General features: G+C 43.2%; 15 protein-coding genes and 1 tRNA gene. 8 read left to right on the top strand and 8 right to left on the bottom strand.

Annotation, left to right across the window (positions count from 1 at the left end; translation table 11 throughout):
- The 4 genes from AC3B6P_RS09735 to AC3B6P_RS09720 all read right to left on the bottom strand — a co-directional run.
- On the bottom strand, window positions 1-3,663 hold a 3,663-nt coding region (locus AC3B6P_RS09735; protein ID WP_489805932.1), incomplete at its 3' end, for a two-partner secretion domain-containing protein.
- Between the two features lie 26 nt (window positions 3,664-3,689).
- The gene (locus AC3B6P_RS09730) at window positions 3,690-5,447 is read right to left on the bottom strand and encodes a ShlB/FhaC/HecB family hemolysin secretion/activation protein (RefSeq protein ID WP_489805931.1); all 1,758 of its coding nucleotides are present in this window, start codon (window positions 5,445-5,447) and stop codon (window positions 3,690-3,692) included.
- Between the two features lie 35 nt (window positions 5,448-5,482).
- Window positions 5,483-5,890 (bottom strand): invasion associated locus B family protein, encoded by a 408-nt coding sequence (locus AC3B6P_RS09725; protein ID WP_489805930.1) that lies wholly within the window; start codon window positions 5,888-5,890, stop codon window positions 5,483-5,485.
- A gap of 9 nt (window positions 5,891-5,899) precedes the next feature.
- Window positions 5,900-6,091, bottom strand: coding sequence for a hypothetical protein (locus tag AC3B6P_RS09720; protein WP_489805929.1), 192 nt, complete (start codon window positions 6,089-6,091; stop codon window positions 5,900-5,902).
- Between the two features lie 379 nt (window positions 6,092-6,470).
- Between AC3B6P_RS09720 and exbB the strand changes: the two genes are divergently transcribed.
- From exbB to AC3B6P_RS09685, 7 genes are all read left to right on the top strand, one after another.
- The gene (gene exbB, locus AC3B6P_RS09715) at window positions 6,471-7,211 is read left to right on the top strand and encodes a tonB-system energizer ExbB (protein WP_489805928.1); all 741 of its coding nucleotides are present in this window, start codon (window positions 6,471-6,473) and stop codon (window positions 7,209-7,211) included.
- 3 nt (window positions 7,212-7,214) lie between these two features.
- The gene (gene exbD / locus AC3B6P_RS09710; RefSeq protein ID WP_489805927.1) at window positions 7,215-7,640 is read left to right on the top strand and encodes a TonB system transport protein ExbD; all 426 of its coding nucleotides are present in this window, start codon (window positions 7,215-7,217) and stop codon (window positions 7,638-7,640) included.
- Entirely contained in the window at window positions 7,637-8,497 is an 861-nt protein-coding gene (locus AC3B6P_RS09705) for an energy transducer TonB (protein ID WP_489805926.1), read from the top strand. Before exbD ends, AC3B6P_RS09705 begins: the two co-directional genes overlap by 4 nt.
- A gap of 141 nt (window positions 8,498-8,638) precedes the next feature.
- Complete coding sequence (locus AC3B6P_RS09700) at window positions 8,639-10,975, top strand: TonB-dependent receptor (protein WP_489805925.1); 2,337 nt, start codon at window positions 8,639-8,641, stop codon at window positions 10,973-10,975.
- A gap of 385 nt (window positions 10,976-11,360) precedes the next feature.
- Entirely contained in the window at window positions 11,361-11,774 is a 414-nt protein-coding gene (locus tag AC3B6P_RS09695) for a cupin domain-containing protein (RefSeq protein ID WP_489805924.1), read from the top strand.
- Window positions 11,701-12,084 (top strand): helix-turn-helix domain-containing protein, encoded by a 384-nt coding sequence (locus AC3B6P_RS09690; protein WP_489805946.1) that lies wholly within the window; start codon window positions 11,701-11,703, stop codon window positions 12,082-12,084. Before AC3B6P_RS09695 ends, AC3B6P_RS09690 begins: the two co-directional genes overlap by 74 nt.
- A gap of 104 nt (window positions 12,085-12,188) precedes the next feature.
- A complete protein-coding gene (locus AC3B6P_RS09685) occupies window positions 12,189-12,815 on the top strand; it encodes a dihydrodipicolinate synthase family protein (RefSeq protein WP_489805923.1) in 627 nt (208 codons plus the stop codon).
- Window positions 12,816-13,351: 536 nt separating this feature from the next.
- On the opposite strand, the gene AC3B6P_RS09680 is transcribed toward AC3B6P_RS09685, so the two are convergent.
- The 4 genes from AC3B6P_RS09680 to AC3B6P_RS09665 form a co-directional block, all read right to left on the bottom strand.
- Window positions 13,352-13,867, bottom strand: a complete 516-nt coding sequence (locus AC3B6P_RS09680; protein WP_489805922.1) for a DUF6232 family protein — start codon at window positions 13,865-13,867, stop codon at window positions 13,352-13,354.
- Between the two features lie 257 nt (window positions 13,868-14,124).
- A tRNA-Val gene (locus AC3B6P_RS09675) sits at window positions 14,125-14,199 on the bottom strand.
- A 75-nt stretch (window positions 14,200-14,274) separates the two neighbouring features.
- Window positions 14,275-16,164 carry a hypothetical protein gene (locus AC3B6P_RS09670; protein ID WP_489805921.1) on the bottom strand — a complete coding sequence of 630 codons (1,890 nt, stop codon included), beginning with the start codon at window positions 16,162-16,164 and terminating at the stop codon, window positions 14,275-14,277.
- Complete coding sequence (locus tag AC3B6P_RS09665; RefSeq protein WP_489805920.1) at window positions 16,161-17,120, bottom strand: mitochondrial fission ELM1 family protein; 960 nt, start codon at window positions 17,118-17,120, stop codon at window positions 16,161-16,163. Before AC3B6P_RS09665 ends, AC3B6P_RS09670 begins: the two co-directional genes overlap by 4 nt.
- Window positions 17,121-17,175: 55 nt before the next feature.
- Between AC3B6P_RS09665 and AC3B6P_RS09660 the strand changes: the two genes are divergently transcribed.
- The gene (locus AC3B6P_RS09660; protein ID WP_489805919.1) at window positions 17,176-18,384 is read left to right on the top strand and encodes a DEAD/DEAH box helicase; all 1,209 of its coding nucleotides are present in this window, start codon (window positions 17,176-17,178) and stop codon (window positions 18,382-18,384) included.
- The last annotated feature ends 20 nt before the right edge of the window (window positions 18,385-18,404 follow it).

The following is an 18,404-nucleotide window of genomic DNA, read 5'->3' as shown; positions in this document are numbered from 1 at the left end:
AGACTGAATATGGCCATTATCGTTCTCAACAGAAACAGATTTCATATTAATATCTGTTCCTGAAGTCATGATCAGTCCTGACTCGTTACTGATGTCATGAGCTTCAAGGATAAGGCTGTTATTGTCATTACTGATCTGACCGGCATTCAGAATTCTATTTCCAGCCTGAACTGTCAAACCCGCAGCACCGTAAAGAACACCTTTATTGGAAATATCCTGCTCGTTATGAATATCCAAAGAGCCTGAAGAAAGAATATTACCATCATTCTCCAGAAACCCTGCCATAATGCCAAGGCCATATCCTGCAGAAAGAGCCTCAATAACCCCTTTATTGGTAATTATTCCATCTGGGCCAGTTTCCTGAACAGAAACATCTCCTTTCGTTGAAAGAATCTGACCTTTTTCCCCATTATTCAAAGACGATGCCCGAAGGGAAAGACCTCCGACACCTCCTAATATCCCTTCATTATCAACAAGCCCCGAGGCCTTTACAGAAACTATTTTCTCAGCACTTAATGTAGAATTCTCATCAGAGCTATAACTGGTAAGACCCGCTGTAAAACTGCCTGCCGCATGAATAGCACCACCCTGATTATAAAGATTTCCTACTTGCAGAGAGGAATCACCTTCTGTGCTCAGAATAAAGCCCTTTTGATTTGTCAGATCATCTGACTGAAGGCTCACATTTCCATCACCTTGTATAATGCCAGTATCATTATTAACACTGCCATTACTCCAAATACTCAACCCACCCTGTTTAGCGATAATCTTACCATTATCATTAGTCAAAGCAGCAGTTTCAAACGCAATATCTCCAGATTGTGTACCGATCTGCCCATTATGATTATCAATTTCGCCATGATTTTTAAGCTTCATGGCACCAATACTGAAAATCAATCCTTTATTCTGTATGTCGCTACTAGACTCTATTTCAAGAATATTTTCTGAACGAATATGCCCTTGGTTATTCAGCTCTCCATGCAGAATATTATACTGTGATCCCTCTGAAAGAATATCTGCTTCATTATCAAGTGACCCAGCTTCCAAGCTTAACGTAGCATTTTTACTCTGGTTCCTGATCAGACCATAATTGCTTATGCCTCCAGAGATATTAAGTATTAGATCACCATCCACAGCCACCAGAGAGGCATCTGATTCATTCAGAAGTGAAGCAGCCTTTACGGACGCTTTTGTTCCACCACCAATCAGACCCTGATTATCAATCTTTCCTGATGACGTAACATCAAGATTTTTTTGTGAACTTAACAAAGAATTCAGATCAGATTCATAACTCCCCAGCACAGCCGTCAGGTCACCGGCACTCTGGATTACACCCCCCGAATTGATCAGATTCCCTGTATCGAGGACAAGATTGCCTCCTGCGTTAAGTATCTTACCCCGACTATTATCAAATATTCCTTTTACTGTAATGTTTTCATCACCAGAAATAGATGAAAGTTCGCCTTGATTGGTCGCAACATTTTCTGCCTGAATGAATAATCCTTTCTGTGCAGCAATGCTCCCGGTATTATTCAATGTATCTGTTTTAAGAGTGATACTCTTCCCAGCGGTAACGATCGAACCATTATTAATGACCTTATCAGCTACCGTCGCATTCAGAACACCCTGCTCTGTGCGGATAATACCCTGATTATACAGCGAGTTACTTTCAAGTATCAGGTCACCATTTGTTGCCAGTAACTGCGCCGATGTTCCATTGCTCAGAATACCTGCATGGAGTTCTGTCCCAGCAATACCCCCTGATACTCCCTCATTACGAAAACCATTTACAGCGACAAGTTTCAGCACCCGACCAGAGATCAGTAAGGATTGTGCATCAGAACTATAACTACCCAATGTCGCTGTCAGGTTACCAGAACTTTGGATCGCTGCTCCTTCACTGGATAGATTACCTGCCTGTAAAAGTAAATCACCTCCGCTATTAAGAATCTTACCTTGGTTATTGTCAAAGTCTCCCTCGACAATAACCTTCGCAGCGCCACTTTCCGTAGAAAGCTCACCATGATTCGTGGAAGCACCTGCCGTCTCAATATCCAGCCCATTCTTTGAAGTAATGATACCTTCATTCTCAAACTTACCTGCTTTAAGCGTAAGATTCGTGCCAGATGCAAGGATAGTGCCTTCATTGTACAGATTACCACTAGCAGAAACCGTCACGTCCTGATCTGACGTAAGGCGTGCATTCCTGTCTGAGCTATAGCTCTCCAAATTTGCAATGACCTCGCCACCACCTTGGATCGCTCCTCCATTATTATTCAGAGCCACAGCTTGCAAATTCAAGGCACCTTCTGCATTCAGAAGCATACCACCGCTGTTATCCAAAGCACCACCTGACTGAATCTCAGCTCGCCCCGTAACAGTCGAAAGTTGGCCGTTCTTATTAGACAGGTCATGATCAGTTTTAACAGTAAGACCTTTACGCGCTGCAATCTGGCCCGCATTACTCAATGATGCTGAATGGACATCAACCTGCCCCTGAACCGCACCTACCGAACCGCTATTAATAAAATTATCGTTCGTCGCAATTCTTACATCACCTGACTGTGACGCAACTGTCCCGCTATTGATTATCTTCTTAGCGCTTTGCAGTGATACAGTCCCAGAATTATTGTTAACAATACCGGAATTAGTTAAACTTCCCTGATTCTTTAAGCTTAATCTATCACCAGCCTGCATCAGACCATTATTGCTGACTGACCCCTTAACTTCTGCTTCAAGCCCACCTTTCGCCACCATAGTTCCGTTAAGAACAAGGTCTCCATTGGCTGAGAGATGCATATCTCCAGCATTGGCTGCCATCTTCCCATCTACCCGGACACCCGCACCAGCTTCGTTAACAACCATGTAGATATTATTCGCATACAGACCACCCATAGCTGCCGTATCAATCGCCCATTCAGGCTTCTTACTCCCATCATCATCAAGGGGGTGAATCTTGTTCGTTTCATAATCAACACGATTATGCCCCGTGATGACATTCACCTTATCAGCATTCACCTGCGCCTTTAACATTACTCTACGTGATAAAATATCCAGCACAGGAACAGTTGTGAAATCACCTCCCTTCCCCTCAAACGAGATGCCTCCATTCCGTATTTCAAAACTATGCAGATTCCCCTTCGCATCCATTTCAGGATGCCCGGCAACAAGACTGGCACGCGTCGTATTAATAAAACCACAACCACTACATGTAATGCCATTCGGATTCGCAATAACAACTGCCGCTTTGTCCCCAGCAACTTCCGTATAGCCAAGTATCTGCGAAGGTATATTCCCTGTAACCTCATTCAAAATAAGATGGGCTGAATGGCCACCAAGATTGCTATTCCCCATAATCGCACCACCAAGCTTGGTCGTCGTATTATGCGTGGCATTATTAAGGATTAATCCGTTCGGCTTAACACCATATTCTATAAAGGCATTATGCGAAACGCCAGCTCCATTCGTATGAGCAATATTGAGCTGCTCAAGCCCATTCTGCGTATGGTCTAACGTAGGATGATAACCTGCCGCACCTTGATCAATCACAATCCGTGGAGGAGCCTGCTGTGCCCATACAGGACCAATCGTCGTTCCAAAAAACAACGCGCCAGCCGCAAAAAGATTAACGATTCTGCTAAGAGATTTACTGTTCACAGTCATTATTCTCATCCCACCACAACAGATCATCACAGTTTCGCCCCAACATTAAACAGGGCAATAACACCTTCAGAAGGAAGCGGACCCTTATCAATCGAGTGCGTTACAGATACATTCCAGAAAAATGGGCCAGAGACCTTGCGTAACCCAGCTCCCGCTCCAGCAACTTCCCCACCCTTTAACGCTTTAGGTATATTGCCAGATAAAAATCCAGCACGAACTATCCCAAAGTCAAAAATTCCATATAATTGGGTTCCATCAAGTAAAACACGACAAAAACCCGTATAAGGACCACAATTCATACCACTCGTCGGCAAATCCCATGACAGATCATTTCTCATAAATCCACCATTATTACCAATCAGAGACTGATTCAGAAAACCACGGACACTATAAGGACCACCAACCTGTAATTGATTGGTCGAAAACTGATCATGAGAACTAATCTCTCCATGCAATGTCGTATGCCACATCAGCGTAGAGGTAATCGGCTCAAATCCATCAATATCCAATGAAGGCTTTACATAGGAACTATGAGGCATGCTCCTCGTTGGGTGCGGAAAATAATTATGCGTTCCTGCCGCATCAACCGCTATATCAGCCCCCAATGTCGCATACCAGGTTCCCCCTAATGCTTTGAAGGACTCACTTAATGACACATTTACATATGATTGGGCGCCACTTTGGGTGTCTATAACCGTATGCTCTATCTCAGAAGAAAAGGTCTTATGTTCAAAACTCGCTTGAAATGTTGTCACTCCGAAACCATTGCGCAGCAACACTCGAGAAAGACCTACTTGCCAGTCCGTCCTTGATCCCCCCAAATGATATAGATCAGTGCCAGACTGTAAGGGATAGTTATCCTGCGAACGTGACGCTGACGCAAAAAGAAGCCAATATCCCAATGGAACAGAACCATTAAATGAGAAAAACTCCGTTCCCCGTGGACCATGGTCCGGACCCCTCAAAGAATGATCATACTCCACCGACCACATGTCCAGAAGACCTAGAAGATTTTCCGACGTCAGCATCGCATGGCCAACCTCCTGACCTGTTATGCTCTGTCCATTATTGTCAGCCCATAGCTGTCCATGAAAAATGCCATTCCCAGGAGCCTGCACAATAACCTTTGAAGCACCAGCCTCTTGCCCCGGCGCTATGCGCATCTGCGCTCCCCAATGCGGCAGACGATTCATCTGCTCAACACCCTGCTCCAGGTCCCGCAAATTCAAAATATGATCATGCAGCCATGGAAACGCCATGGCTATCGTCCCACGCGTAGGACGCCCCTGAAGCTCTATAGAAGATAACTTCCCTTCTATGACAACAATCTTCAATAAACCAATTGATAGTTTCTGTTCCGGAAGATAAGCACGCGAAGTAATATATCCACGCGTCATATATGTCTCATTAATGACATTAACCAGCGCGTTAATATCTCCAATCGACAGGCACTTCCCCTCATAATCACGAACAATATGACGGACATCACTACGTGACAAATGCCGTGCACCCGACACATCTATATGATTAATTTCTACACAATGCGTCGAAGAAGGTTTCTCTTCAGAAGCACTCCCCTCCTGCGGAACAACCGATGGCGGCGCTAGTGTATCAAGCTGCCTCTGCCGCTCCCGAAAACGCATATACTGATCCTGCGCAGAGCCAGGACCTGCTGGTAAACCCAACATCGCCCCTCCCCCAGGAACAGGCGCCGCACGCAAAACTCCAGGCACAGACAGCATCAATGCTACTGCCAAAAAAGCCAGCAGACAGTATCTGATCATAAAAAACTCAATAAAGCAGGATTTTTATAAAATCATTACTGTAAAGGAGAATGAGATGCCCAGTTATTAACGCGATCCATCGCCTTATCAGCCCCATCTAGACTGAAATCAATCGTCAGATTCCCGTTAAGAACTTTCTCCGCAACAAAAGAACCCTTACGCCCTTTCTGAAAAGCTACTGCCTGTTTCGGTGTCAAATTGATAGAAGCAAGACAGCCCGTCACAACACAACTCTGCCATTCCAAACCAAGAACATCATGACCATCAATCAAAACAGAGGGCTGCTTCTTCAGAGATAATCCTAAAGGCGACATAACCGTTAAACGCCAGGGCCGTTTCAATATCCCACCCTTATGGGCCTCGTCTTCCGTCCGGGCCAGTATCACCATCCCTACCGGACTCGCTCCCCGCTCAGAACTCCCAGCCATCAATGTCTGCTGCACGACACAGCTCTAGGGACCAGAAACAGAACCATCCCCAGAAAATACACAGCGATAAGACCACCCACCCTCAGAGCCAGACAAGGTTAAGGGCGACGCCTTACCCTGCACAGACCCACTATCCAACCCATCGGCCGCATAACTCTCTCCACAGCCTAACATCATCGCAACAGCAACCAAACATAAAGACTTCCTGGCAAACATAATGCCCTCTTTAAATTCTAAATCTGGTTAACAAAAAATTAAGCATCACCCCCTTACATCATAAGAGTTACTTTTTATTAAAATTTTAGAAATATTTATAAATTATACAATAAATATACATAAAAACAAAATAACCAACAGAAAAATAACATTATTACTTAAAATATATACCTAAAAAATATAGACCCATAAACACATAATCAAAAAAACTCTCACCTCATCACTTCTCCCAAAAATTCCATTTCCAGAGAGGTTACCTTTTACCTCAGATGATAACGATTCTTAGTTGCATATAAGTTTGTTTTAAGGCATAAAATTTCCACTCCGTCTTTGTTCAAGAGTCTCAAGCATTACGATTTCTTTGGAGGCAGATGATTTTATGTCCAATGTCCTAAGCGATGCCCCTTCATTTTCACCCTGGGAGATGTTTCTTCATGCGGGAATTGTCGTGCGTTTGATTATGATTCTATTGCTTATAGCCTGCATGGTGAGCTGGGTTATTTTTATCGCCAAGTCCCTTGAGCTCAGATATATGCATAAAACTCTCATTCAGGATTCTCATACATTAGACACTGCCCTTTCCCTAAATCAGGGGAAAGAAAAAACATCGCCTGAAAGTACTGCAAATATCCTGATTATGGCCGCTTATAATGAACAGGAAAAATCTCGCGATATGATACATTATTGCGAAGGTATAAAAGAGCGTATTGCCATGCACCTTGAAAGACTGGAAGCGGCAGAAGGACGCAGATTGGCACGAGGCACTGCAATATTAGCTACCATTGGTGCCACAGCACCCTTTATCGGGCTATTTGGTACAGTATGGGGGATTATGACATCATTCACGGGAATTGCTGCTAGCAAGGCCACAAGCCTAGCTGTTGTTGCCCCGGGTATTGCAGAAGCCCTTCTTGCAACCGCCTTCGGTCTTCTTGCCGCCATCCCTGCTGTCATTATCTATAATGACCTCTTACGTAAGACAGCCCTTTGTCGCGCACTTTTAGCTGATCTTACAACGCAGGTCATGCGCCTTGTTTCGCGCGATATGGACCGCAACAAGATAGCCCCTCCTGCCGAAAACAGAACATTCCGTATCATGCCTCGGCTAGCTGGAGAATAAGGCATGATCCGCCTTCGTCATGGAGATGAAAACCCGCCTCAGGCATTTGGCACAATCAATGTAACGCCCTTTATTGATGTTATGTTGGTGTTATTAGTCATCTTTATGGTCACGGTTCCCTTGACGACAGTTAACATGCCCGTCGACCTTCCTGTTTCTTCAGAGAAGCCTTCCCCCGCTCCTGATCATCCCATTTCTTTAATCATAAAAGCCGATCATAAGCTTGAGCTTAATGAAAATGAAATTACAGACAGCACGCTTATTGACGCTTTAAGAAATCTATCAAAAGGGAATTTGAACGAACGTATTTTTCTGTGTGCTGATAAAAATATTGATTACGAAACCCTCATGAAAATCATGAATCAATTAAGGCAGGCAGGGTATCTGAAAATTGCTCTCGTAACACGTCAGCCCCCTGAAACACCATGAACATCTCTTCAGGACCCGCTTTAAAGACAACCGATTTTACACATATATTGGATCTTTATAATCAGAATATACAGAAAAGAGCGAAGAGACACTGGCTCTATATTGTCAGCACAACCATTATTATCACAATTATTATTATCTGTTTTGTTATATATATCCCCTCTAAAGCAAGTAATTTTGATTTTGAAGCCCCGCCAGTTGCAATGGCAGTTGATCTCGTCACAATGCCCGAGAATTTCGTTTCCAATCCAATAGACACCCCAACTAAGCAGGACAAAACTATAACAGAGCCTGTTCAACCTCAGGATACATATCCTCAAATTTCAACACCTTTATCTCACCAGCATCCTCCTGACAGTTTACCCAAAAAAAGGGTTAAACCCAGGTCACTACCCCCTCAAAAAACAATAAAATCCCAGCTACCTAAGAAGCTCCTTAAACAACAGGAAAATAAGAAAGTTCAGGAAAAACCATCGGAATCTCCCTCCGCATCATCAATTGCAACTTCACCCACACATGAACATCAGCCTCCTGATAAAGGCTCGTCACCCCACTCTTTTCATGATGCCACCTCATGGCAAACAGCTTTATTGGCCCATCTTGAAAAGTTCAAACGATATCCTGCTCCTGCCATGGAAGAAAATCAGGAGGGAGTGCCTATCGTACGTTTCTCAATTGATCGGCAAGGAAACGTACTACATACAAAACTTGTAAAAAGCTCTGACTACCCGCTTCTTGATGAAGAAGCCCTCAGCTTGCCAGAGCGTGCTCAGCCACTTCCGCCCCCCCCTGATACGATAAAAGGTGAAATCATTACCCTGACAGTTCCCGTCGAATTCTCTGTTCGTCACAATTAACGTGCCTTTCATGTCACGTCCTTCTGTGGCGAAGATGCAACGCTTTTTAGTTAGATAAATTTTATTCCTATCTGCAATTGCAAATTGTTCTCAACTATGTTTTTGGTGAGAAAGTTTTTATATCGAAAGAATCAATCCGCTATGTCGTCTTTGTTCATTCGCCGTTGCCTACGCCCTGTTCCTCTTGCTACCGGGATGATCAGCCTTGCCTGCACAGGCTTTTCTTCTGCGCTGGCTGAGAACTCAAATGACACTGTTCATGATAATAAACATCCTTCTCAAAATGCTTTAGTTGAGAATCATAATCAAAAGCATTCTTCCGATGAAGAGCGTATCACCGTACAGGCACGTCGTCCTAGTACCATGAATATCCTTAACGAACCCATTGGTCTGAGCCGCATGCCACAAGATGCCATGCACACACCACAGACCGTCAATGTGGTTCCACAGGAGCTGATGAAACAGCAGAATGTCAAATCTCTGGACGAAGCCCTACGAAACGTGCCTGGCATTACAGCCTCAGTTGGCGAAGGTGAAGGCGGCATGTCAGGCGACCAATTCCTTATTCGTGGTTTCCAGGCACAAAACGATATTTATGAAAATGGACTTCGTGATTTCGGGGTTTATACGCGTGATAGTTTTTATTACGATCATATTTCGGTCATTAAAGGCCCTTCATCTGAAATATTCGGTAATGGCACAACGGGTGGGGCAATCAATATCGTCTCTAAGACCCCTCACGCAGGACAGAGCTATCAGGGTAGTTTTTCAGGGGGGTCAGGGTCATATTTCCGTGGAACACTTGATATCAATCAGCAATTGAACGAAACAACGGCGATCAGACTTTCTGCTATGGGCAATGAAAATGATGTCGTAGGACGAAGCCATATCTACTCCCACCGCTGGGGAATAGCCCCTTCTGTTACCTTCGGCATGGGCGAAGATATTTCCTATACGATTGATTACTTCCACCAGAATGACAACCGTATTCCTGATTATGGTGTATGGGTCGTCACGAAACCCGGTTCAGCAGTAGGAAAACCGATTACGGAATATGGCGTCAACCGCAAGAACTGGTATGGCACAACCTTCGATCATGATGATGTCAGCACAGATATGATCACCGGACGCCTGACTGCAAAAGTTGCCCCTTGGCTGACTGTCTATAATGATACACGTGGTGGTATTTATCATCGTTATTTCTCAGCCTCTCAGCCTAATTGCAATGCCGGATGCCAGAAGGCTTTTTTTTCCTCTCATCCTGAAACAGCCCAAATATCCCGTAATGGTGGCTTAGGTGGACCAAACCCATACAGACAGAATGACTGGTCTATCCAGGATGTTTTCTCAGGTGTGGCTCATTTCAAAACAGGAACGTTCAAACATGAACTGATTACTGGTTTTGATATTGAACATGTAGAAGACCACCGGAAAAACTATCCTTATAATACGAAGAGAGGCGGCACTGGCCTCCTTGACCCCTCTCCTAATGTTCCTGGTCTTCAACGCTCAAACTGTGCCACCAACCCTGGTAATCTAGCTAACATTCCTAATGGCGTTGGCAGAAAATGTACAAAAGACGGCTCAGCAACAGATATCGGTTTCTTCTTCTCTGATCAGATCTGGCTGACAAACTGGTTCTCCATCAAAGGGGGCTTCCGGATCGACCAATGGTATAGTGATTATGCTGCCAAAGGTGGCGTTAAAACCACGCCTGATACACATATTAGTCAAAATGAGTTTACCGTTAACCCAACTGTCAGCCTGATGTACACCCCTACTGATGACATCATGGTTTACTTCAACTGGGCAGAAGCGACAACACCAACGAGCCTCTATGTTACAAACAGTAACGCGCCTTATACAACTGACTCAGGTTATAAGCCGGAAAGAAGCCGCCTTTATGAATTCGGTACAAAATATAATGCTTTTAAAGGACGTATGGGCTTCACCGCTGCTTTCTTCAGATTGGAAAAGAACAATTCAACCATTACAGACCCTGCAACCGGGGACGTAAGCTCCTCTTCCGATAAAGAAAGAAACCAGGGTATCGAGCTGAGTGTTTCAGGAAATATTACGAAAAACTGGAGCATTATCGGCACTTATGCCTTTTATGACAGTCGTGTCACTGGGTCTGACAAAGCAGCCAATATGGGTAAAAGAATTCAATATGTGCCTAAAAACTCCGCAACCCTATGGAGCAGCTATGTCATTGCTCCTCATACACTCTATAACGTAACTATAGGCGGCGGTATTACATGGCGCGAAGGTGTCTGGCTGGATAATGCCAATACAGCCCGTGTGCCAGCAACAGTTGATTTCGATGCCATGATTTCACACGATTTTGGAAACCACTGGCATATCGCCCTTAACGGTTACAATCTGGCCAATCGCCTCAATTACAGCAACCTCTTCAGCAACCGCGTCACCCCTGCGATTGGAAGATCATTCCTATTTAATCTCGCAGCGGATTACTGAGTTTTCACTTCAAGGCAATGTCTCTTTATTGAGGCATTGCCCTCTCGTAAAGTAAACATAAATAAAAATAACATAAAATGAAATAGTCTATAATGACTCGTAAATTACTTTTTCTACGACTATCTCAATTGGTAGCAATTAGCCACAACATGATTAATAATTATAGATCACCTTATTTCTTGTATAAACTCAAAAATAATCTGTTTTTATCCGCCACCAGATTAGTTAAACAACCATATTAAATGACCTTACGATTTATTTTATCTTTTATTTTTAACGTTTCCTTAATGGGAACTTTAATTAAAAGAAATAATTTATTCTAACGTAATAAAATTATTTATTTTATAAAGAAAAATCACTCAATAGACTGCATAATAGGTTCGTTATGCCAGCTTTGCCTTCTACCCCTCCTTTTTCTCCCCCCTGGAAGTATAAACGGATAAATCATCCTTATATTTGGGAAATAAGCATCGGTCATGCTCATCATTTGGCTCTACCTCTTCATTTCCATCAGGAAAGCCAGCTGACTTTTATTGTAACTGGCTGCCGGCATTTCTTCATCGCTAACAGACACATAACCCTTACTTCTGGCGAAGCCTTGCTTATTCCTGCACGAACGCCACATTTCTCTCAGGACGATAGTGCACAGGAAACACTTTGCCTAAATCTGTATCTGGCACCTGATCACTCAGCCAATCCTGCCTATTATGCAGCTCTGATACAGCATTATTCAGGCCAAATGCCTCTTCAGATCAAAATCTATCTCAAATCTTTATCTCCCACTTCCTCAACCAAATGACACAGTAACCGGTTCAATTCAGTCCCTAGCCACGCGAGAGAACATAAGTCGTGAAGCATTTTCTCGTCGTTTCCAGCGTTTATATGGTATGGCACCGCGAGACTTCCGGCTACTTTTGCAACTTAATCACGTAAAAACACAATTACGGAATGGTGCCAGCTGCCTGAATACAGCCATAGATTCCGGCTTTACAGATCAAAGCCACATGGGACGCCTGTTCCGTCGAACTTTTGGGACAACACCCGGCCGCTATCAGAGAGGAGAAAGCACTCTGACAAGCTCTGATATTTTACCTGAAATAGTAATTTAAAAATTAATAATGATCACATTCATTCTATACGCAACATTATTTTCAGGCCCATTATGAGGAACATGAGGCCAGAATTCATGCCTCGTCATTCACAGGAGCATCCTATGGCGTTACCTTTTAGGGGGCTAAGCGCGTTCCCCATTACCCCCATGCAGCATGACCGTTTTGATGAACTACATTTTGCCAATCTAATCAATCGGTTAGTCACAGCCGGTGTAGATTCCATCGGGGCTCTTGGCTCTACAGGAAGTTATGCTTATCTCAACCGTCATGAAAGAGAGCATATAGCAATTCAGGCTGTTAAAGATGCAGGAAATACACCCGTTCTTGTCAGTATTGGGGCAATAAATTTACGTGATATACTCCTTCTAGCTGAAGATGCTCAGAAAGCAGGAGTACAAGCACTTCTTCTTCCCCCCATGTCCTATTTTCCATTAAGGGAAGATGAGGTCTTTACACTCTATGAAACAATTAACAACAATGTTTCTGTTCCAGTAGTGGTCTATGATACTCCAGGTACAACGCAATTTCATTTTTCTGACAGTTTGATGAAACAGATCTTCGAACTTCCGCAGATATTTTCTGTCAAGCTTTTCAGTGGTTCATCTAATGCACAAGACGCTACAAAAAGAAGAGAGCGTCTAGGTTCCATTATTCCTGAGAATATTTCATTGGGTATTAGCAGAGACCCTACAGCTGCCATGGCCTTAATAAATGGTGCTCAAATCTAGTACTCTGAATGGGGTGGTTTATTCCCGAAACTGGCACGCCAATTAACAGATGCCGCTATAGCCAAAAATATTGACGAAGTGAATCGGCTTAACAGCATTTTTGCACCCTTCTGACAAATGAGCGAAAGCTATGGTGGCTCGTTACGCGTTATCGCATCCACTGCCGTCATTATGGGACTTACAGAAGCAAACCCTTACCCCAACCATTAAAAACAGTCTCATCACAGGATATGGAAAAGTTAAAAACGCTGGTTAAAATCCATAATCCCTGCTGATTTCAACTTTTCCATTTTAATAATGTAGGAACCACTGACACATCGCCCTTAACGATTATAATCGGACCCAATCGCTTCAATTACCGCAACCTCTTCAGCAACCGAGTCACCCCTGCGATTGGGAGATCGTTCCTGTTTAATCTCGCAGCGAATTACTGAGTTTGCACTTCAGGACAATATCTCTTTGTTAAAGCATTGTTCTTGTTCAATGAAAATCAAATGCAGTGGAAACGGATCAGAAAACTATAAGCAATCTATCTGTTATTGCTCAGAAATTGCTTTTTCTACTGCTTTTTTTACAGTAAACATCACATTTTTTGAATAATCGACCAATACTGTCTTTATTCCATCTCCTGTTGAAAATTGAAGGAAATACCTTGGTCTTATAATCCTGTACAATAATAACGCAACCCAATATAAAGAGAAAAACAATATCAAAAATGCTATACATACCGTAATCAATGATGGTTTTTGAGCTACGTCAGCATTAATTAATTCATCAAAAGTAAAAAAACAAAAAATAATAATAAAAAACAAAATAAGTATAGAATTAAAAAATACAGATAATAATTTATCAAGAGACTCCCTTACAACATATAATCCAATGATGTTTCTTACAGAATAAACCTCTCTGACAACTCTATCATCATATTCATACTGATAATAACGACGAAAACCAAGACTAATATTAATATCACGCGGCAATGGTACTTTCATTTTTACAGTATTTTTTGTAACCAATATTTTGGATGATTCATAAATTATAGGATCTATCATTTTCGTGTATTACCTTTACAAAAATATTAGATATAACTAAATTTCCAATTATGGAATAAGCAATATTTTAAATTTATTATTTTTTCAATAAGATCTACACAAGAATACAGAATGAAATTTTCTTTTAGTGATTTCCTATAAAATCCATTTTTATTATAGCAAATTCGTAGCTTCCCATTTTTCAAGTTATATTATCAGGAAATGCGATAGCCCCCTTCCTCACCACCTACTGAGCAAGAATTGGACATAACATAAAATGGTGGATGCGACAGGGATTGAACCTGTGACCCCTGCCGTGTGAAGGCAGTGCTCTACCGCTGAGCTACGCATCCTTTCATAAGGTTAAGCGCCTTTTAACAGCTTCCTATTCAGGCGGCAAGAGCATTCAGGCACTTAAAACCAGTCTTTCAAAACCCAAACATATGGTCTAGGGAGAAGCCGCCTTTTTCATTTTCAACACCATGATAGCCAAAGAGACGGCAGGTCAAATCTCGGATAATGATATAGCCATCTTCTGTTGCTTCTTTCAGCTCTTCAGCAGAGAAAAGCAGATCGGGATAAATGATGTGGGAACCAGAGGAAGCGATGGAAATGGTCTTCTCGGCAACAGAGGAACCATCTTTTCCATGAAGATAGAGGACCGTCACTGATGGTGCTCGCTTTTCTCCTGAGCATGGATAAATAAGTTGACAGAAAGTTCTTAACTTCTGGCCCTCATTCGTACTGAACCCCAACTTCAGGAACAGCCTGGTCGTCAGGCCAGGGGCAGGACCGGAATAAGATTGTGGTTCATTACGCCATGTCATAAGTGTATTAAAGATATGGCCCCCGAAACTCGTCTCTGCTTTATGGTCTGATATACGGTCATGATAGCGCATCATGGCATGAAGCCATCCATCCGCAACACCGCCATCACGGAAATCATAGACCAGTTCACCATGACCAGCCTGTTTTACGAGTTCATGGATTGCAACAGCCCCTTTATGATCTCTTTTAAGGTTCCCCAAGAAATGAGAGCCGGTTTCTTCACCTCGCTGATTAAAAAAATCAATGCGTAATGGAAGTGTTTCAACCTTTTCAGACATAGGGTTAGGCTGAAGGAAAATGTCAAAGCTTTGCGGATCAAAAATAGGAAATGGCAATAAAATTCCGCGTCCAAGAGAGGAATGAAGATGGCTAATTGCCTCATCAGGCTTCAAATCATTCCGCATGACATTAAGGTGGGCAATCCGTGTTTTACCACCCTCAATAACCTCATAACGGGGCCGCACAAGATGTTTCCCAGCTACCATTTCAAATTGGGACGGCCATTTCACATCGGGAAACAGGCTACCCAGATCAAGGGGCTTTGTTTCATAAGGTTTTAATTCAAAGTCACAGAAACGCTCATTATCAGTTCCCATAACTTTAAAAGAAAGAGCACCTGGGGGAACCGCTATCCCATGGCTATTTTGCAACCATACCAGCAGAGTTTCATTTTCGGCTGGAGCGGGAAGTGAGCCAAAACGCTCTGAAGGCCAGGCATTGGCATCATGTGTGACCGATAAACTCTCGTTACCAGCATGACCAATAATATCAAGAGCATATTTGACAACGTCATGCCCTCTCGCCCCAATAACATGAACGAAAAGCTGACCTGTAAAGGAAGGAAGGCCAAAGCGCTTGCGAACAGCTCTGCTATCAACAACAATGCCAGCTTCGGCCTTATCGGCCTGTTCTTCCCATTGAGCTAAAACCTTACCTGTCTCATCGAAAAGCTGAAACCAGTATCGGACGTCATAAGCCCCGTAACTGGTCCAATAATTGGCAGTCGTCAGTCTTGTTGAAAACTGATCTGTATCACGAAAGAAAGCAAAATTGGTCGCAAAATTACATTTATCGAGATAATGTAATCCCTTCTGGCGAAAATTTACCGGTAAAAGAGCAGGCTCCAAGGTGTAAAGCCGGCGTTCCCCCAGAAGGTTACCTAGTCTATGCTCCATTTTGGCCTTCTCAAAGGAAAGCACGAGGAGGGCCGTTTCTTCACATTCTGGCAAATCAAGAAGTGCCCGCCATTTCCCCTTCATTGGGGAAGACTGTCCAACCTCTTCTGTTTTATGCGTCAGGAAGGTCTTAATATTAAAATCGGGGTAGAGTCCTATAAACGTCTCGAAATAATGATCCGGATCATAAAGTGCAACCGGCAGGTTTTTCAGGCTTTCCTGCAATGTTTTGATTGATCCAACGACTAGAGGATGGGAAAGCGCCTTGTAAAGTACGTTCCCACCTTCAGGGCCGAATGTCGAAACATTAATCATACCAGTCTCTCTTGATATATTAATTTCTGTTTCATTTTCTCTACTGCTAGGGGCGTATCGTCAAGCCTTTCTCTCAATTCAAGAGACATATTCGTTCCAAAAGGCGAAATACGTCTTGTTTTTTCCAGCTCCTTAACAAATAACTTCAGACGTTTTGACTGCCCTGAAAGAGATAAAATTCCTACTGGGCATGTTGTCGCTACAGCTTCAGAGATCATAGAAACGCTATCTTCCGTTACAGCCAGACAATCTGAGCAAGCTAAAATACCAAGATATGGGTTATCCTCCCCTTCGCCCTCCAGAAAACGAACATTAAAAGGTTTCAGGAGCACTTTCATAAATGCAAGGACTTCTTGCGAAGTCCTCCTTGAAGGCGTTATGACACAGGACATTTGATGAGTAGTGATAAAATTTTTAATCTGCTCAGCAATTATAGCTGCTTCTTTTTGGCCAAAAACGTAGCGCCCATTAGAGCCCCCCAAGAGCACTCCGAGGACTTTACACTGATTGGGACGAATAATATCCTGCCATTTTCGGGATGCCTCCATAAGTCTATCTTCAGTAACACCATGCAGGGCAGTGCGAATTGTCACAATTTTATTGCCTCTCAGATGATCATGTTCATTAACAATCACCAATGAAAAATCCCTGAGAGACATACGAGGATCCTGAATCTGCACTACAGGAAGTTTATGTAACCTCCCTAACAAAGCTGCAACCCGGCTTCCTTTCCCCGCCATACTTATGATGACATTCGTCTGAGGTGCGATAATAACTGGCTCTATCTGTTCAAGAATATGAAACCTTGAACGAAAAAGCAGCTGCGAAATAATTTTTCTTTTCTTAAAAATAACAGGCTGAAAACTCCAGCTAAACCCTGCTCTATCAGCTAAACCTTTTCCCTGGGAAAGATGCCCTGCATAATTTTCAGCGATAAGCGTTGCATGAATCGACATTTTTATATCATGTCCCTATTCCAGACAGGCTAGAGATAAGTGTAATTTCAATTTTATGACAGAAAATTCTTCCTCCCATCACGCTATAAAGAAAAATCACGACGAGCAAGGCGTCGCCCAGAACAGTTTCGAATCTCTGGGGCTTCATCCTCTCCTATGTCGTGCTACAAAGAAGCTCGGTTTTGAACGGCCTACACTCATTCAACAGAGAGGTATTCCTCCTTTATTGCAAGGGAAAGATGTCCTCCTCCCCAGCCAGACTGGAAGTGGTAAGACAGCAACATTTTTATTAGCAGCACTCCAGCATCTTGCTGACAAAAAACAAGTAGATTCTGAATATCATCATGTACCAACCTGTCTTATTTTAGAGCCTACACGTGACCTTGCTCATCAGACTGCGGGGATTTGCCGTCAGCTTGCACGTGACCTCGGCTTTAAAACAAGAGTCCTGTGCGGGGGAAGCGCCAGAGAACAGCAGTTAAAATCCATGGAAGATGGTGTCGATATCATCATCGCAACACACGGCCGTTTGCTGGATTTTGTGCAGAGAGGCGAACTTGACCTGAGCCATATAAACTACCTGGTACTTGATGAGGCAGACAGACTTCTAGATGAAGAATTTACCCAGAGCATGACAGCTCTCGTCCCTTATCTTGCAGACCATCCTCAGACAATTTTCTGCTCGGCTACCTTACCAGATGCAGTGCGTCAATTTGCAAAAAAAGTAACCAGAAACCCTGTTACGATTGATCTGGAAGAAGAAACAAAAACTCCCGTACGCCTTCAGCAACGTGCTCTCTTTATCCATGAAGAAGAAAAAGAGGAGCTAGTCAGGAAAATTATAAGCCAATATGCCCCGGATGGTCAGATCATGCTTTTTGTAAATACAAAAAGAAGTGCTGACGATTTAGCTCGAAAAATACGCTCATGGGGCTTTAAAGCAAACAGTTTTCACAGTGATCTCAAACAGACGGATCGTAAAAAAGTACTTGACCTGATTCATAACAGAATTTTGTCATGCCTTGTCACGACAGACATTGCCGCCCGAGGATTGGATCTGGAAGATCTCTCACTCGTCATTAATGTCGATCTACCCAAAAGCCCCGAACTTTACATCCACCGTATCGGACGTTCTGGTCGCGCTGGTCGGAAGGGGAAAGCGCTTTCATTAGTAACTTTGGCCGAAAGACAATTTCTGCGTGAAATTGAACAAGCCGTGCATCATAAAATCCGCATTATCACGCCTGAAACACTCACTCAGTAAGATGTAAAATGATGCCGGGG

This window comes from Aristophania sp. ESL1142, assembly GCF_058107345.1.
This window is presented reverse-complemented; position numbering and strand designations above follow the sequence as displayed.

Excerpts from the sequence above, each read along its gene's own strand:
- AC3B6P_RS09705 (WP_489805926.1), top strand. The coding sequence starts at position 7,637 with ATGAACATCTCTTCAGGACCCGCTTTAAAGACAACCGATTTTACACAT.
- AC3B6P_RS09665 (WP_489805920.1), bottom strand. The coding sequence starts at position 17,120 with ATGTCGATTCATGCAACGCTTATCGCTGAAAATTATGCAGGGCATCTT.
- AC3B6P_RS09660 (WP_489805919.1), top strand. The coding sequence starts at position 17,176 with ATGACAGAAAATTCTTCCTCCCATCACGCTATAAAGAAAAATCACGAC.
- exbB (WP_489805928.1), top strand. The coding sequence starts at position 6,471 with ATGTCCAATGTCCTAAGCGATGCCCCTTCATTTTCACCCTGGGAGATG.
- AC3B6P_RS09685 (WP_489805923.1), top strand. The coding sequence starts at position 12,189 with ATGGCGTTACCTTTTAGGGGGCTAAGCGCGTTCCCCATTACCCCCATG.
- AC3B6P_RS09720 (WP_489805929.1), bottom strand. The coding sequence starts at position 6,091 with ATGTTTGCCAGGAAGTCTTTATGTTTGGTTGCTGTTGCGATGATGTTA.
- exbD (WP_489805927.1), top strand. The coding sequence starts at position 7,215 with ATGATCCGCCTTCGTCATGGAGATGAAAACCCGCCTCAGGCATTTGGC.
- AC3B6P_RS09695 (WP_489805924.1), top strand. The coding sequence starts at position 11,361 with ATGCCAGCTTTGCCTTCTACCCCTCCTTTTTCTCCCCCCTGGAAGTAT.
- AC3B6P_RS09680 (WP_489805922.1), bottom strand. The coding sequence starts at position 13,867 with ATGATAGATCCTATAATTTATGAATCATCCAAAATATTGGTTACAAAA.
- AC3B6P_RS09670 (WP_489805921.1), bottom strand. The coding sequence starts at position 16,164 with ATGATTAATGTTTCGACATTCGGCCCTGAAGGTGGGAACGTACTTTAC.
- AC3B6P_RS09730 (WP_489805931.1), bottom strand. The coding sequence starts at position 5,447 with ATGATCAGATACTGTCTGCTGGCTTTTTTGGCAGTAGCATTGATGCTG.
- AC3B6P_RS09700 (WP_489805925.1), top strand. The coding sequence starts at position 8,639 with ATGTCGTCTTTGTTCATTCGCCGTTGCCTACGCCCTGTTCCTCTTGCT.